This is a genomic window from Chryseobacterium sp. MYb264, from assembly GCF_035974275.1.
In the GTDB taxonomy this organism is placed as follows: domain Bacteria; phylum Bacteroidota; class Bacteroidia; order Flavobacteriales; family Weeksellaceae; genus Chryseobacterium.
In genome coordinates this window covers 2150724-2166433 of sequence record NZ_CP142422.1, presented here as the reverse complement: position 1 = coordinate 2166433, position 15710 = coordinate 2150724, and the positions used below count along the sequence as shown (strand labels likewise).

The window sequence follows — 15710 nt, the reverse complement described above, 5'->3', positions numbered from 1 at the left end:
AATTTTTAGAGAATCAAATCTCATTTTTAGCATTTATTTCCAAGTCTTGAATTTTTGTTTCTTTTGTTTCAAGACGAAAGAAAGAGATAAGAATTCTTATATTTGTTCCTTATGGAAAATATAGAGGCAACACAAGATAAAAGACTTTTTCTCATCGATGCTTATGCGATGATTTTCAGAGGATATTACGCATTGATCAGAAGTCCGAGGATAACGAGCACAGGAATAGATACTTCTGCGATATTTGGTTTTACCAACTCTTTGATTGAATTGATCAGAAGAGAAAGACCAACGCATCTGGCTGTTGTTTTCGATGTCGGGCAGGCGAGCGTAAGGACTGAAGATTTTGCTGAATATAAAGCAAACCGAAGTGAAACCCCTGAGGCGATCAAAATTGCCGTTCCATATATTCACAGAATTCTGGAGGCAATGCATATTCCATATTTGGGAGTGGAAGGATATGAAGCGGATGACGTGATCGGAACCATTGCCTGCAAAGCTGAAAAAGAAGGTTATACCACATTTATGGTAACTCCGGATAAGGATTTTGCCCAGTTGGTGACCGATAAAATCAAAATGTACAAACCGGGATTAAAAGGTGGAGATATTGAGATTTTAGGAGTAGAAGAAGTGAAAGCTAAATATGAAATTGAAGACCCGAAGCAGGTTATCGATTATTTAGCGATGATGGGTGATGCCGTGGATAATATTCCGGGATTGGATGGGGTTGGTGAAAAAACAGCCATGAAATTCCTGAAAGAATTCGGAAGCATTGAAAATCTTTTGGCGAATACTGATAAATTAAAAGGAAAGCTTAAAGAAAAAGTGGAAGCTTCTGCAGAACGCGGAATTTTATCTAAAAAATTAGCCACAATCATCTGTGATGCGCCCATCGAATTCCACCAGGAACAGTACGATCTGGAAACTCCCGATTTTGAGCAGGCTAAAAAAGTGTTTGATGAAATAGAATTTACAAGATTATATGAAAATCTTTACAGGGCCTTTGCTCCGGCTGTAACTAAAGCAGCAGCGGCGGAAACTGAAGTGGTAGTTACAGAAACAACTCCACAGCAGAAAGTAGCGCAGGCCGTCGGTCAGCTGGATCTTTTTGCGACCTATGAAGAGCTTGAGCAGGCAACTTCCACAAAATCAACGATTGAGCAGAACGATCACTTGTATCAGTTTGTGGATAATCCAAAAGCGCAGAAGATTTTGGTTCAGAATTTATTAAAGCAAAAAGCAGTTTGCTTCGATACGGAAACCACTTCTTTAAACGAACTGGAAGCCGAATTAGTGGGAATGAGCTTCTCCTACAAAAAAGGATTGGCCTATTATATTCCTTTATCAGAAGATCAGGGAGAAGTTTTACAGACTTTGGAAATCTTCAGACCATTTTTTGAAAAGGAAGACCTGTTAAAGATCGCTCACAATTTAAAATTCGATTATAAAGTCCTTCAAAAATATCAGATCACGGTGAAAGGAGCCGTGTTCGATACCATGATTGCCCATTACCTTCTAAATCCGGATGGCAGACACGGGATGGATTATCTTTCAGAGGTATATTTGAACTACAAACCCGTTTCTATCGAAACTATTATCGGTAAAAAAGGAAAAAAACAGGGCAGCTTCAGAGATGCCGACCTGAGAACACAGACGGATTATGCGGCGGAAGATGCTGACGTAACCTTTCAGTTGTACGAGCTGTTTGCGCCTCAGTTAAAAAAGGAAAAGTTAGAAGACCTGTTCTTCAATATAGAAATGCCGTTGATGGAAGTTTTAGCTAAAATGGAATTGGCCGGAATTTCTCTGGACGAAAAATGGCTCGCGAAGGAAAGTGTAGATTTAGAAAATGATCTGAAACAATTAGAATCAAAGATATTCGAACTTTCAGGAGAAGAGTTTAATATGAATTCGCCAAGGCAGCTGGGAGATATTTTATTTGATAAAATGCAGCTTGATCCGAAAGCGAAGAAAACCAAAACCGGTCAGTATGCGACTTCAGAAGATGTGCTTCAGAAATTAGCTTCGAAACATGAGATTATCCAGCATATTCTGGAGTACAGAACATATCAGAAGCTGAAATCTACTTATGTTGATGCACTGCCTTCTCAGATTGAAAAAACGGACAACCGTGTTCACACCAATTTCTCACAAACTACGGCAGCAACAGGTCGTCTGGCCAGTGTAAACCCGAATTTACAGAATATTCCGATCCGTACGTTAAGAGGCCAGCAGATCCGTGGGGCTTTTGTTTCGGGGGAAGGAAAGAAAATTATTTCTGCCGATTATTCCCAGATCGAACTTCGTTTAATTGCTGAAATTTCCGGTGAAGATAATATGATCAAAGCTTTCCAGCAAGGCGAAGATATTCACGCTTCTACCGCAGCCAAGCTGTTTAAAATTCCTTTGGAGGAAGTATCCAAAACGCAGAGAAGTCAGGCTAAAACGGTAAACTTCGGAATTATTTACGGTCAGGGAGCTTTTGCCTTGGCAGAGCAAACCGGATTATCAAGGTCCGAAGCCAAGCAAATGATCGAAGCGTATTTTGAAACCTATCCTAAACTGAAAGAATACATGGCTGATCAGGTAAACAAAGCGCGTCAGCAGGGGTATGTGGAGACATTATTGGGCAGAAAACGTCATTTAAAAGATATTAATTCAGGAAACTTCGTAGTGAGAGGTCATGCGGAAAGAAATGCGGTGAATGCTCCTGTTCAGGGAAGTGCTGCTGATGTGGTGAAAATGGCGATGATCAAAATTCAGAACGAACTGGAAAAAGAAAAGCTACAGACCAAAATGTTACTTCAGGTGCATGACGAATTAATTTTCGAAGCCCCGATTGACGAGGTGGAAGTAGCAAAAAATATCATTAAAACCGAAATGGAAAATGCAGTGGAAACACAGGTTCCTCTTTTAGTTGAGGTTGGAGTAGGAGATAACTGGTTAGAGGCGCATTAAAATAACATGAATTGAGTGAGCCACGAAGTGGCGACTTATATCAGGATAGGATGTCAATCCTATCAAATCAGTAGAAATAATTTATTCACAATAACGAAAAAACTTCCACGAAAAGTGGGAGTTTTTTTATGTTTTTACATCAAAAACAATGAAATTCGGTAATTGATTATTATCAATGGTATCTTCAACTATTTTTGGAAAAAGCTTTGTTACAGGTTCTAAATGAAGAGGTTTTTTAGAGTAAAGCTGAAAACTTGCAGGAAAAATATCTTCTTCAAATAGATCGCCTTCCTCAACTCCTAATTCTTTTTTTGCATTATTTTTTGCTTCTTCTTTAGAAATATATTGGATGCTTGTCAAAGCATAATTTTTCTTCAGATAATGTTCCAGTTTCTCTTTATCTTGTTTCGTTATTTTATCTAAAAGAAAGATATTGTATTTATAACTTTCAGGCTCTTTCATTTGAATTTTAACGAGATATTTTGAATTTTTTTTAAGATCTAAATCGCTTTTAATGAAACTTTTTAAATCCTCAAAACTGGTCTGTACAGAGGTTATTTGCTTTGCCGGATCCAACTGAATAGTTTCGCCTTTTGCAAAACCAAAGGTGGTAAATGTAACAATATCAGGATCTTTTATCGTCTCTGTAGAATTCTCTTTAACTGTTTTTTGATAGATATCTTCTTTAATTTTATTCCAACCGTCATTTTGTGCGATCAGTAAATTGGAAAATAAGAGTAAGAATAAAGCAAGTTTTTGCATTTTTTATGTAAAATTAATTCAATTCAAAAAAATAAAAATAATTATTCCAGATAAATTTTTCATTGAAAAATAAAAAAAATATGCTTTTATAAAAGGAATGTTTAGTTTTAATAAAAATTATTTTTGATTTAAAGGTTGTAGATTTAAATCGAGAGCAAGAGTTTGGTTTTCATTTTGTTGGTGTTATTTGGAGGTTAAGAAAATAATCTTAAGTTTGTAAAACAAAACACAAAAATAACAAAGATGAGAATAATTAAACTTACACTTTTTTTAGTGTTTTCGCTTTCAGCCATCGGGCTGATTATCGCTTCATGTTTGGGAATTGAGAGAATTTACAGATCAGAATTGACCCCTTCCAGGCTATTAGTATCCCAAAAATGGAAAACAACCAAGATCTTAGATCCGGAAGGGCATAATATCATATCCGAACCCCAAAAATTATCGGGTACCACTGAATACAAATCTAATGGAACCTATGTCATCAGAAGCTTGGACGGTTCTGTAAGAGCAATTGGGGATTGGTCTATTACCGAAGATGGCAAAAAGGGGATCTGGATTGAAAAAAAGGAAGATCATTCTGATAAAGTCAGATCTACAGACGTCGTAGATATTATAAAATTAACTCCGTCGCTTTTTATCTATTCTATCAATGTGAATGGGCAAAAACTGACTGTAGAGCATATTCCTTTATAGTTGAAGGAACATATTGGTTTTGACAAGAAAACTTCCGCTCATGGCGGAAGTTTTTGATTCATTATTCGTTTGTTATCCTGATAATGGCAATATCATCGGTAGGCTTTAAACCATATTGATTTTCAAGTTTTTTCATTCTCAGATTGAGCATTTCATCCGAAGTGTCCTCCATTTTATCCATCAATAAATAGTCAACAGGATCAATCTGGGCTTTATGATCTGTACTTTTCATTTTTGAAAAAGTAAATATCCCATCTGTTGCAATAGAAATATCTTTAATGGTATTAAAAAATATTTTCTGAGTCTGATTTTGGTACCAGCTGTCAAAATCTTCTTTTAGATGAAACCCTAAATAATCTGGTTTGTTGTCTTGATTAAAATTAAATAACTCTCCGTTGATACATACAAGTCCGTCACCAACGGCAAGTGCAATACCCTGTTTTTCTTTTTTATGATAAAGAACAATAATCAGCGTTGTCAGTAATTCTTTTTCATCAAGCAAAAGTTGGTTTTTTATAGAAAGAAGTTCTTTAAAAAGACTTTTTAGAATTTCCTGAAGTTCAAAATCTGCATTCAAATGATCGAGAGATTTTTCGTATAATTCTCTATAACCCAATTCAGTTGCAATTTTTCTGAGAATTTTACTTACCAAAGTTGAGGCAAAGTGGCTTTCCATGGCTGTTGTACAACCATCCATGACCGCGATCAATAATCTGTCGCTTCCGATGTTTTTTATAATCAAAGCATCCTCGCATTGATTGGTATGGTAATCACCAATTTGTATTGTGGAGTATATATTCATTAAAACTCATATTCAATCCCGCCAATATAAGTCAGCGAGAAGAAATCATTTTCTACGGAAACCGGCTTGGGAACCTGCCCTCCGCTTACAAAAATTAAAGAATTGATATCGAAATCCGGGTTGATCTCATTCAGTCTGTTGATAAGGATAGGAAGCCATTGTTCCGCAAAAGAATAGTTGGCAAATTTTTCATAAATGCCGACATTTCCATCCTCAAAACCATATTCTATTAAATCCTGATCAAACCAGATCGTGTTTTGCGATTCTGCAAATTTGGAAACGAAAACATCATCAGAATCTTCTTCCAGATAAAATTTTTCATCTTCTTCTACAAACTCATAAAAATCTTCTTCACTATTGAAATTTCCTATCCAAAAATCTAATGTATCTCTTCTCATATTGGGGTAATTGTCTTTTTTCTCTATTTATACAGAGAACTTGAAAGGGCAAATGTAGGTATTTAAAAAATATTGGTAGAATATTTAGAGCCTGTTTACATTTTATTGATATTATTGTAATGCTATTTTGAGTGGATTTTTAACTTCCTATCTGAAGGTTGAGCAGGTCAAATCAAGAATAGGAACTGAAAAATATACGTAGACGAGCTTAAGAATAAACCAAAGATAGAGTAAAATCTTATAATACCTATTTCGATAAAATGGTAAACAAACTCTCAGCGATTGTTAAAACATTCTATCGCTCATCGGGAAATAATTTTTCGATCAATAATTAGTTTTATTCTTCCGTAAAAAGGGCTTTCGTAGCAAAATGTCAGATGGATTAAGAATATTTTTTGACCTTAAAAAGACCATAACTGATTAAAATACCGGAGTCCTACTTTCTGTTCATAACCCGTTGAAATGATGGTGTTTATTGTTGTGAGCTCATATCTGTAAACTGCTGTTACTTTTTAATAAGAATGTAGCTGTTGGCATAAAGTAAAATATCATTTTGTGAATAAAGTCCTTTTAAATTTTTCCAATGATAAAAGCCGAGAGCATATTCATTATAGGTGGTACTCAGTTTAAAACTTACCGATCGTCCGTCTTTTGACCAGACAGGATTTTTTACGGATATCAACATGCTGTTCTTGGTTTGCTTTCCATCTTGAAACTCATAAACAGTGACTTCTATTTCATCAGACTTTTTCATAGGTTCAGAGAAATTAAGAGTAACAGTTTCATTTAGTAAACTGATAAAATTTTTGCTGTCGGCATTTAACAGGAGGGGCTGTGTAATCTTATTCTCCACACTTTTGCACCATTTCAGCATCGGTTCGTAAAGGTCATCAAGTTTTTTTGCGCTACTTTTTTGATAAAGACTCAGTAGCTTTTTAGAAAATATATTCTGAGCGATAAAACCTCTCGTGCTATTTTGCTTTGAAAATACATTGGAAATGCTGTCAACTTTTTGTTTTGGAAAATATTCGTGAATAAATAAATCATAAACAGCCCAGGTCATATATTCATTAAAAATATTTATTCCTTTATATCCTGAATTCTTAGCCCATTTTTCAGGGTTAAAATTTGCTGAAATCAATTTTGAATGTCGGCTCGAGAGAGGGTTTACATATCCATGATCCATCTCCGTAAAAATTGAATGGTTGGCGGAAATCCGACTTTCGATATGGGACTTCATATTTCCCAGGATAAGATCTTTATCAATATTGGGAAAATCCACAGTCGTCAGACTGTCAATTTCCCGATGGCAGTTTTGCCCTCCCACCAGCGGAGAAATGGCAATAATATAATTACTCCCCACGTTTTCCTTAGATTTGGGAGCAAGATCATCCAAAAATAAAAAGCTTTTATTGATGAAATAATAATCTTTGTAGTTTTTAATGATTTGTTTGTAGACACTTTGATGCTGACGATAAAACTGTCGGTAATCTGACTTTTTAACGAAATCATTTATTAATTCCAAATGATCATCAACCTCCTGAGGACCAAATGAATTAAAAGGATAGTCTCTTTTCAGTTTTCCGTTTTTATCAAAAGAAAAAGCGTACATATCTGTTCTGAATCCGAGAAAGTTTTTCCACTTCTCCCGCGAATAATTTACTTTTTTTAAAAGTGGGTGATCTTTTACCGGGTCAAAATACTGAAGGATTTCATCATAATAAGGTGGAATTTTCTGTACATCCCAAGGATCCGTTTTTCCATATTCCGTTAAAGCTAAAATAATATTACCCAATTCATAGCTTTCCGTTAATTCCACTTTAATATTTTTCTGGGAAAATAGTGAGAATGATAAAATTAATAGTAATCCAATGCAGATCTTTTTCATTGTTATTAGTAAATATTTATTTTTGTATGAGTAGGTTTTTAGAAAACTATGTTACACGTTTTCCGTTTTCACTTGCAATAATTACCTTTTCCAATCTCGAAATTCTCGTTTTCTCCTGTTTGGCACTCGTAATCCAGTGAAGCATTACTTTTTTATAAGAAGGCGCCTGGTTATTGAAAAATTCCCATGCTTTTTTATTGGCTTTAAATTGTTCTTCGTAAGCAGGATAAAGCGTAGCAAGATCTTTTTCATGTGAATAAATGGCAGATCTTTCTTCTTTTCTTAGTTGAAAAGCTTTCAGACCTTCCTCAGTCATCAATCCGGCTTTTGTAAGATCATCCATTTTTTTAATATTAATGGCGCTCCAGATACTGGTCGGTTTTCGGGGCGTAAAACGGATGCTGTAACTTTCAGCATCGATCGATTTCCGAATGCCGTCAATCCAGCCAAAACACAATGCCTGATCCACCGATTCCGACCAGGTTATGGACAGTTTTTTCGTTCCGATTTTATAAAATCCTACCACCAATTCCTTTTCCGTTTTGTGATTTTTCTGCAACCATTCTCGGAATTCTTCTTGCGTTGGGAAAAATGTTGCTGCCATTTTACTTTGCGATTTCAATTTTCAAAATTTAGTTAAACGTATCTCCTTTTGCATAAGTAATTCTAACTTTTAAACTATCATAGAGATTGTCAATTCTGTTACCCCCGAAATGACTAAATTCATACAAAGCGTTCTCGTAATATTCAAAGACTACAGAATTGACTTCGAAGCGATCAATAATAGTTTTTCCTTGTGAAGTTCTTTTGAAATTCTACCTTCTGTTTTATTTAAATTTTTTGATTCTTTCATTGGTATTATCAACAGTGAAAAACTTTAAATATATAGATCCAAAAAGTGATAATCCAGTAAATAGACCTGTCAAAATTAAATAAAGCTTTTTATCATCATTGTCATTCTTTTGAAATTTTAGAAGCCATATAAAAGTAATTATTGAAATAATAAGTAATATTAAAAAAATAGAATATGGTTTAATTGAATTACTTGGAGTTTCTAAAAGTGACCAATAAGTATAATATTCCATTGCAGTTCATAATTAAAGGCAATTATATTTTTTAATCTTATCTCCCAATCTTCTTTCCAGATATGCATTTCCACCCCGAAGTTCTTCAAGAATAATTTTCGCCTCTTCTTTATATTTTATGATTTTTTCTTCTTTCCAAAAGTGAGGTGGAGTTTGTAAATTGGTAATTCTGTCCGCCAATTTTACGGCCCAAACTTCTTTCGGCTGTTGTTGAATTCTTCGCAAACTATCCATCATTTTTTCGGATTTTTCGAGATCAGAATTTTTCGTTAACGCTAAAACTCCATCAGCCACAGCTTTTCCGAATTGATATTCTAATTCTTCGAAAGTAACATCCGTATCTTCCAAAGTATCATGAAGTAAAGCGAGTTGAATAGCAAATTCAGTATTAAAATTTTCCGATTTCTCTGAGGCAACCAAAATTTCCATCGCAACATTGCTGAGATGCACAACGTAAGGAAGATGAGATCCCGGAATGGTTTGGTTTTTATCCGTGTGCTGTTGGGCTGCAAATTGTATGGTGTTTTGATAAGTGTCCTGAGTGTTCATATAATGCGTATTTTATTTCTTTAAAGAACCTGAAATTTCCCCAAGAACAAGTGATTTATAATATTTTTTTATTTTTCTGTCCATTTGATAGTAAGAGATTTTACTGTTGACATCCATTCCGTTAAAATGAATTATTGTTTTGTTTTCATTTATACGTCTCATCGAAAAATCGAGATTTCGTAAAGTATCTTGATCAATAATCATTTTATTAATTTTATAGAAATGAATATTTTCATTAGCCAGGCTCGGGGCTCTTTGGTAAGGAAATTTTCCCATAGGATAGATGCTATCGAATATAATATTCGATTGTTTCAGTTTTTCAACGATTTCCTCTTGGGTATATTTTACTGTAACAGTACACTTGTGACATTTAAAGGTACCATTACTATACGTATAAAACAAACTGACCGGAGGAGAAGTCGACATCATTATAAAAATTGTCGGAAATAATACAAAAAAAGGTTGGATGTTACTAATTTTAATTGTATTCCATTCCTCTATTTTTTGCATTAAAACATAGGGGACGGGCAGTAAAAAAAGCACAAGAAGATCAGAATAATCAACTACTCTTATGATCTGAATAAAAGCCAAATGATTATAAAAATTAATCAGTTCCTGGGAGTAAGGTGATTTCCAAAATGTGAATAATAATGCACTGATCCATATCGACTTTGTTTTAAGTTTCGGAAAAATATAAGTTAACAAAAGAGGCAAAAGAATAATTCCCGCCATATCTGATAGCTTACCGGTTACTATATTTGAAAACTGATATTTCAAAAAATGATCGTTTACGCATAAGCTGATCAGACAAATGATAAAAATATAATTAAGGATTAAATACTTATTTCTGTCTGTTTTCATAGAGTGAGTAAAGATGATCTAATTTACTTATTTTCTTAGAAAAACGAATGAAAACCTCAAAATTATTCTCCTTTAAACATCTTCAAAAGATTTTCGATCGCCTTCGGAGAATGTAACATTTCTGTACTGTTTAAAGTGATTCTTGTAATCTCAGAAGCTCGTTTTAGCATATTTTTTTCATAATCTGAAATAGCTGATTGTATGGTTTCAAAAGTATTGTTTGTCAAATTTTCCGCTAATTCGAAAGCGTCCTGCATCGCCATATTGACACCTTCTCCAGCGTAAGGAGGCATTCTGTGGGCTGCGTCGCCTAATAAAGTCAGAGTAGATAAAGTTTCCCATGATTGATCAGGAGGGTAGTGGTATTGGGGTCTTGGAATAATGGAAATTTCACCACTTTCAAATAATTCATGAAAATCTTTTTTCCATGAAGAAAATTCTTCTTTAAACCATTCGAAAACCTGATTTTTATTCTTAAAATCAATTCCGGAATTTTTCACCCAGTTTTCATCGGATTTACATCCGGTATAAAATGTCAAAGTTCCATCACCTTTGGTACTGAAAAGAAGAGATTGATTATTGTCTAAAGCAAAAACTTTCCCACCATTTACCAATTCCCAAAGTTTTGGAGCGTTGATTTTAGCATTGTAAATATTCCCTTCAATCATCGTTATTCCTGAATAAATTGATGTAATATCTGTAAGATAAGACCTTATTTTGGAATTCGCTCCGTCTGCTGCAATGACGATATCAGCGTAATAAGAATTTCCATTTTTGAAATGCAATTTCCAACCTTCACCCTCTTTTTCCATGGAAATAAATTGGCTGTCCCAAACCACAGTTTCAGGTTTCAAAGAATCCAACAATATTTTTCGAAGTGGAGCTCTGTCGATTTCCGGACGATCTTCGGAGTAGGTTTCATCGGCAGAATGTTCATTAAGATGAATAGTTAAATCTTTATCTAAAATTTTCAATTTTCCTGCATTCGGACGATAATTTGCTTTGAACTTCTTCATCAGACCTGCTCTTCGAAGTGCTTCCAATCCAGATTCTTCATGCAGATCTAAAGTTGCACCCTGCACACGAACATCTTTATTCTCATCTCTTTCATACACTTTAACATCAGCATTTTTTAATTGTAAAAGTCTTGCCAATGTCAATCCTCCGGGACCGCCGCCAATAATGGCGATTTTTTTATTATCAATTACCATAACTTAAATTTTATAGTACAAAATTACTTTTTGGGTAGCACGGAAAATTGTATAAATCGGTCGTTTTGATTTTGGCTTAATTCTTTTGGAAGAAATCCGGATAATTTTTTGATTTCTTTAATGAAATGTGACTGGTCGGAAAAGTTCTCTTCAGGAAACAGTTTTCCGTCCTTAATATGTTGAAATGAAGCCCGAAAACGTAAAATTCCCAAATATGATTTTAATGAAATTCCAAATTGCTGATTAAAATAACGATTGATTTGCCTTTCGCTCCAAATTACTTTTTCCGAAAGTTCTTTCACCGTTAACGAACCTTTTAATGAATAAATTAAATCAAATAATTTAAGTTTCCTTTCATCAATTTTTTGAGTGGAAAGTTCTTCTTTAATCTTAACTGAAATTTTTTCACAGAATTTTTCGAAATCATTTAAATCATCAATCGTAAAATTCCAAAAGTCAGAAGGTAAAATTTTCGCATTATTTAACAGATCAGAAATACTTTGATGTAAAATATATTCTGCCGCAATTAAATTAAAACTTACCGCAAAAATCTTAGTTTTTTCAGCGATAACAACTTGTTCAGGATGCGTTCCGATTCCTAATAAGACGATGTGAAACGGTTCTTTTAAAGATTGTGAAAAGAGCAAATCAATCCTTCCATCAGGCAATAGAATGACTTCTTTGTTTTCTGACGGATTATCCAGCATCCAAGAACTTTCCACAAAGCCGGAAAGGGAAGGGTCTGGTTTTTGTGACTGATAAATGAGATCTGACATTTTTTATTCCTCAATTCTTTCGATATTGGCTGTTTGTGTCCATATTATTTTTCTTTTAGCCATTCTTCGATATCTTGATCGGCTTGCTCGTCGGTAAGAAAAGACGAGTTTTTATATTCTTCCTGTGCTTCAGAAATTCTGTCTTTTTTAGGATCTGTAAGAATATATTCACCTTTATCCAATTAAAAATCTAGTAATTTTTGAATTTCTTCAATAATTCGCACTTCTTTTAGTTGGTTAATTCGATTGATCAAATCAATTTTTAAATCTGATGTGTTCATCGTTGTGAATTTAATTCAAATTTAGAAATTTTTATTAAAAATTATAAAAATAAAATAACGTCTATGATCTGGATAGTTGCAAATAGCTATTTAAAATTTTTAATAAATCTTCAGTTTTAACATTCAAAGTATTAGTTTGGATATTATGTGAACCGAAGAACTTCTGTTTATTTTTGCGATTATATACAATGTTTATGCTTTCAGTTGTCTTAATTCCACGATACGTACTTTTATGGATGTAAAAATTAGAAATATTTTCAAATTTTACAGAAATAGTTTTTGATAATAAATTATAAATGATAATTTCGGTATTGGTAATTGTAAGTAAAGGTTTTTTTCTTATCAATAAAAGGAATGTTGAACCACTGCCAAACGTAAAAAGCAGAAACGCTAAATGTGAAATAATTACTGTGGTTAATTTTTTATTTTGTAAATCTTCATAAGAGTATATGAAAGCCGTACAGAATATAGCGGAGGTTATAAATGAAAGCAAATTTTTGGTTTTATTAGAATAAAAATGAACTTCATTCATGGATAATAAGAATTAAAGATTAAATATAAATATTTCTAAGCGAAAGGTAATACAAAATAAAAAGTACTTCCCAGATTCAAAGAGCTTTTTACCCCAATTTCGCCATGCTGTTTTTCAATAAAGTTTTTAGAAATTGCCAATCCGAGTCCTGTTCCGTTTTGATGTTCGCCGGGAACCTGAAAATAGCGGTCAAAGATTTGACGATGGTATTTTTCATCAATCCCTTTTCCGGTATCTGTAATGCTGAATTTTATATTTGAATTGATTTTTTCAACCAATATCTGAATATTTTCATCCTGAAAAGAATGTTTAATGGCGTTGCTCAGGAAATTATTCATCACCCAAACGGTTTTGTCAAAATCTGCAGAAACAAAATCATCATCATTCAGTAAAATTTGAGAATGAATGGAAATATTTTTCTGTTCGGTTAATTTTTCAACATTTTTTATGGCTACTTGCACAATATCTTTTGGTGAACATTTTTCAATATTCAAGCGGATATTTCCGGTTTCAACCTGAGATAAATTTAAAAGTTCCCCTGTAATATCCAATAAACGTTGCCCGTCTTCATTAATACTTTTTAGTAATTCCTGCTGCTGCTCATTTAATACTCCGAATTTTTGATTTCCTAATAATTGAACTCCCATTTTCATAGATGAAATTGGGGTTTTTAACTCATGAGAAATCGTAGCAATAAAATTGGTTTTTGCAAAATCAAGCTCTTTAAAAGGGGTGATGTTTCTAAGCAAAATTACTTTTCCGATGTATTTTTTTTCTTTTTCGCCTGTCTTTACAATATTAATCGGAATGATATCTTGCTCGAAATAATTTTCTTTATTATCAGAAATAATTTTAATCGGGTCTTTTTGAGGATGATCGATATTTTTTAATAATTCTCTTACAAGATCATTATTTACAGCAACTTCATGTACAGTTTTTCCGATGATTTCATATTTATTTAAATTGGTGATTTTTAAAGCTTCATCATTAATCATATAGATAAAATGATTTTCATCTAAACCAATCACGGCATCGTGCATATTATTCACCAAAGTTTCGATGCGCTTTTTATCCATCAGCTGTTTCGACAATGTACTGCTTTCGTACTCCTGTAATTTTTCCGCCATCACATTGAAAGAATTTGCCAAATCGTTGAATTCTTCACTTCCTTTAAAATGAACTCTTTCGCTATAATTTTTATTCGCAATCTGCCGTATGCTGAAAGTCAGTTGATTGATAGGTTCAGCAATGGTTTGAGGTAAGTTAAATAATAAAGTTACGGCGATTAAAAAGCAAATCGTTCCCAAACACGCTATCCAGAAAGTCGCATTTTCTGCCGTGATGATCGCAATGTCACTTTTTCGCTCAATGCCTTTCATGTTTAATGACATGATCGTAACCAAATCCTCACGAATAAGTTTTTCTTTATCATCAGTCGGTTGGCTGAGGTAGCTTTTAAAATGTAAATTAAGATTCTGGGTGGCTTCTCTTTCTCCGAATTCGGTTAAATTTTTTTCCTGTAAAACGCTGTTTTTCTGAAAATCTTTAATGGCAATCGTGCTGTCATTTTTAATTTTATCTAAAGCCAACAACATGTTTTTGGAGAATTCTAAACTGTTGTAATTGGCGGTCAGAATTTTTTCGGTATCCGATTTCAATTTGTTGATATACACAGAGCCAATCACTGATAGCAAGACAATCAGGATAAACAGAAGACCAACTCCTAAGGTGAGTTTTGTTTTTAATTTCATTGTGCTTTAAGATAAAATAATAATGTCAATCTGTCTCTCATTCAATCTGTTCATGAGCGTGTAAATCCAGCTGTAGCCAAAAATTCTCTGCAACAAATGAGCATGAGGCTTTCCGATACATACTGTCGTGATATTGTGCTCGATCACATAGTCCAGAATTCCTTTATGAACACTGTTTTCTTTTAATCGGATCACTTTTGCTCCCAATTCTTGTGCTAAATTAAAATTATTAATTAAGAAACGCTGTTTGTTTAACGCAATTTTTTCAGGATTTTCTGCCGGCTTTTGAATGTATAAAACCGTCCACGGACTATTGTAATAACTGGCTAGTCTTGCCGTTTTTCGGATGATATTTTTCGCTATTTTTTCATTACTGCTTATACAGGCGAGAAATTTTATAGGTTTAAAATTTTCCGTTTTAATTTCCGTTTCTACTTTTCTTTCAACGTGGGTGGCGACTTCCTTTAAGGCCAATTCACGAAGCTGTAGAATATGTCCGCTTTGGAAAAAATTGTTTAGTGCTGTTTGAACTTTTTCTTTTTTATAAATTTTTCCTTCTTTCAGTCGCGTTAATAATTCATCAGCGGTCAAATCAATATTAACCACTTCATCAGCTAAGGCTAAAATTTTATCAGGAACGCGCTCTGCCACTTCAATTCCTGTGATTTTTTTAACCTCCTCATTCAGGCTTTCAATATGCTGAATATTCATCGCACTGATGACATTAATTCCGTTATCGAGAATCTCCAGAACGTCCTGCCACCTTTTTTTATTCTTTGAACCTTCTACATTGGTGTGAGCTAATTCATCGACAAGAACTACTTCGGGATGCTCATTAATGATCGCTTGAAGATCCATTTCTTCTAGGCTTTTTCCTTTATAAAAAATAGATTTTCGGGAAATTTCCGGTAGCCCATCGACTAAAGCCTCAGTTTCTTCTCTTCCGTGGGTTTCGATGTAGCCAATCTTTACGTCAACGCCGTTTCGCAAAAGGGAATGAGCTTCCTGAAGCATACGAAAAGTTTTTCCTACACCTGCACTCATTCCGATGTAAATTTTAAACTTTCCTTTTCGGGATTTTTGAATCAGTTCTAAAAAATCTTTTGCTGATGATGACATAGATTTTATTCTTTTTAATTTAAACTTTTGAAGCATATATTTTG

At 33.8% G+C, this 15710-nt stretch carries 15 protein-coding genes; 2 read left to right on the top strand and 13 right to left on the bottom strand.

All coding sequences use genetic code 11. From position 1 onward, the window contains the following. Positions 1-111 precede the first annotated feature (111 nt). Positions 112-2958, top strand: a complete 2847-nt coding sequence (gene polA / locus VUJ46_RS09145) for a DNA polymerase I (RefSeq protein WP_326984675.1) — start codon at positions 112-114, stop codon at positions 2956-2958. A gap of 126 nt (positions 2959-3084) precedes the next feature. Here the strand turns inward: polA and VUJ46_RS09140 are convergent, their stop codons facing one another. Continuing rightward, entirely contained in the window at positions 3085-3720 is a 636-nt protein-coding gene (locus VUJ46_RS09140; RefSeq protein ID WP_326984674.1) for a permease-like cell division protein FtsX, read from the bottom strand. A gap of 243 nt (positions 3721-3963) precedes the next feature. On the opposite strand from VUJ46_RS09140, the gene VUJ46_RS09135 reads away from it, so the two are divergent. Further along, the gene (locus tag VUJ46_RS09135; protein WP_326984673.1) at positions 3964-4413 is read left to right on the top strand and encodes a DUF4822 domain-containing protein; all 450 of its coding nucleotides are present in this window, start codon (positions 3964-3966) and stop codon (positions 4411-4413) included. 61 nt (positions 4414-4474) lie between these two features. On the opposite strand, the gene VUJ46_RS09130 is transcribed toward VUJ46_RS09135, so the two are convergent. The 12 genes from VUJ46_RS09130 to VUJ46_RS09080 form a co-directional block, all read right to left on the bottom strand. Then, positions 4475-5215: a protein phosphatase 2C domain-containing protein gene (locus VUJ46_RS09130; RefSeq protein WP_326984672.1), complete on the bottom strand. Its 741-nt coding sequence runs from the start codon at positions 5213-5215 to the stop codon at positions 4475-4477. After that, positions 5215-5613 carry an immunity 22 family protein gene (locus VUJ46_RS09125; protein WP_326984671.1) on the bottom strand — a complete coding sequence of 133 codons (399 nt, stop codon included), beginning with the start codon at positions 5611-5613 and terminating at the stop codon, positions 5215-5217. Before VUJ46_RS09125 ends, VUJ46_RS09130 begins: the two co-directional genes overlap by 1 nt. Before the next feature lie 505 nt (positions 5614-6118). Next, a complete protein-coding gene (locus VUJ46_RS09120) occupies positions 6119-7501 on the bottom strand; it encodes a DUF4932 domain-containing protein (protein ID WP_326984670.1) in 1383 nt (460 codons plus the stop codon). 46 nt (positions 7502-7547) lie between these two features. Next, positions 7548-8105: a YdeI/OmpD-associated family protein gene (locus tag VUJ46_RS09115; protein ID WP_326984669.1), complete on the bottom strand. Its 558-nt coding sequence runs from the start codon at positions 8103-8105 to the stop codon at positions 7548-7550. Between the two features lie 493 nt (positions 8106-8598). Continuing rightward, positions 8599-9135 carry an HD domain-containing protein gene (locus VUJ46_RS09110; protein ID WP_326984668.1) on the bottom strand — a complete coding sequence of 179 codons (537 nt, stop codon included), beginning with the start codon at positions 9133-9135 and terminating at the stop codon, positions 8599-8601. A gap of 12 nt (positions 9136-9147) precedes the next feature. Then, positions 9148-9564 (bottom strand): hypothetical protein, encoded by a 417-nt coding sequence (locus VUJ46_RS09105; protein ID WP_326984667.1) that lies wholly within the window; start codon positions 9562-9564, stop codon positions 9148-9150. A 494-nt stretch (positions 9565-10058) separates the two neighbouring features. Then, positions 10059-11207, bottom strand: coding sequence for an FAD-dependent oxidoreductase (locus VUJ46_RS09100; RefSeq protein WP_326984666.1), 1149 nt, complete (start codon positions 11205-11207; stop codon positions 10059-10061). Positions 11208-11230: 23 nt separating this feature from the next. Beyond that, positions 11231-11983 (bottom strand): helix-turn-helix domain-containing protein, encoded by a 753-nt coding sequence (locus VUJ46_RS09095; RefSeq protein ID WP_326984665.1) that lies wholly within the window; start codon positions 11981-11983, stop codon positions 11231-11233. Between the two features lie 44 nt (positions 11984-12027). Next, positions 12028-12165 carry a hypothetical protein gene (locus VUJ46_RS09090; protein WP_326984664.1) on the bottom strand — a complete coding sequence of 46 codons (138 nt, stop codon included), beginning with the start codon at positions 12163-12165 and terminating at the stop codon, positions 12028-12030. Positions 12166-12325: 160 nt separating this feature from the next. After that, the gene (locus tag VUJ46_RS22995) at positions 12326-12796 is read right to left on the bottom strand and encodes an STM3941 family protein (protein ID WP_442784946.1); all 471 of its coding nucleotides are present in this window, start codon (positions 12794-12796) and stop codon (positions 12326-12328) included. A gap of 35 nt (positions 12797-12831) precedes the next feature. Continuing rightward, complete coding sequence (locus VUJ46_RS09085; RefSeq protein WP_326984663.1) at positions 12832-14547, bottom strand: HAMP domain-containing sensor histidine kinase; 1716 nt, start codon at positions 14545-14547, stop codon at positions 12832-12834. A 6-nt stretch (positions 14548-14553) separates the two neighbouring features. Next, entirely contained in the window at positions 14554-15666 is a 1113-nt protein-coding gene (locus tag VUJ46_RS09080) for a sensor protein KdpD (protein ID WP_326984662.1), read from the bottom strand. Positions 15667-15710 lie beyond the last annotated feature (44 nt).

Excerpts from the sequence above, each read along its gene's own strand:
- VUJ46_RS09110 (WP_326984668.1), bottom strand. The coding sequence starts at position 9,135 with ATGAACACTCAGGACACTTATCAAAACACCATACAATTTGCAGCCCAA.
- VUJ46_RS09125 (WP_326984671.1), bottom strand. The coding sequence starts at position 5,613 with ATGAGAAGAGATACATTAGATTTTTGGATAGGAAATTTCAATAGTGAA.
- VUJ46_RS09140 (WP_326984674.1), bottom strand. The coding sequence starts at position 3,720 with ATGCAAAAACTTGCTTTATTCTTACTCTTATTTTCCAATTTACTGATC.
- polA (WP_326984675.1), top strand. The coding sequence starts at position 112 with ATGGAAAATATAGAGGCAACACAAGATAAAAGACTTTTTCTCATCGAT.
- VUJ46_RS22995 (WP_442784946.1), bottom strand. The coding sequence starts at position 12,796 with ATGAATGAAGTTCATTTTTATTCTAATAAAACCAAAAATTTGCTTTCA.
- VUJ46_RS09100 (WP_326984666.1), bottom strand. The coding sequence starts at position 11,207 with ATGGTAATTGATAATAAAAAAATCGCCATTATTGGCGGCGGTCCCGGA.
- VUJ46_RS09120 (WP_326984670.1), bottom strand. The coding sequence starts at position 7,501 with ATGAAAAAGATCTGCATTGGATTACTATTAATTTTATCATTCTCACTA.
- VUJ46_RS09130 (WP_326984672.1), bottom strand. The coding sequence starts at position 5,215 with ATGAATATATACTCCACAATACAAATTGGTGATTACCATACCAATCAA.
- VUJ46_RS09095 (WP_326984665.1), bottom strand. The coding sequence starts at position 11,983 with ATGTCAGATCTCATTTATCAGTCACAAAAACCAGACCCTTCCCTTTCC.
- VUJ46_RS09105 (WP_326984667.1), bottom strand. The coding sequence starts at position 9,564 with ATGATGTCGACTTCTCCTCCGGTCAGTTTGTTTTATACGTATAGTAAT.
- VUJ46_RS09080 (WP_326984662.1), bottom strand. The coding sequence starts at position 15,666 with ATGTCATCATCAGCAAAAGATTTTTTAGAACTGATTCAAAAATCCCGA.
- VUJ46_RS09135 (WP_326984673.1), top strand. The coding sequence starts at position 3,964 with ATGAGAATAATTAAACTTACACTTTTTTTAGTGTTTTCGCTTTCAGCC.
- VUJ46_RS09085 (WP_326984663.1), bottom strand. The coding sequence starts at position 14,547 with ATGAAATTAAAAACAAAACTCACCTTAGGAGTTGGTCTTCTGTTTATC.
- VUJ46_RS09115 (WP_326984669.1), bottom strand. The coding sequence starts at position 8,105 with ATGGCAGCAACATTTTTCCCAACGCAAGAAGAATTCCGAGAATGGTTG.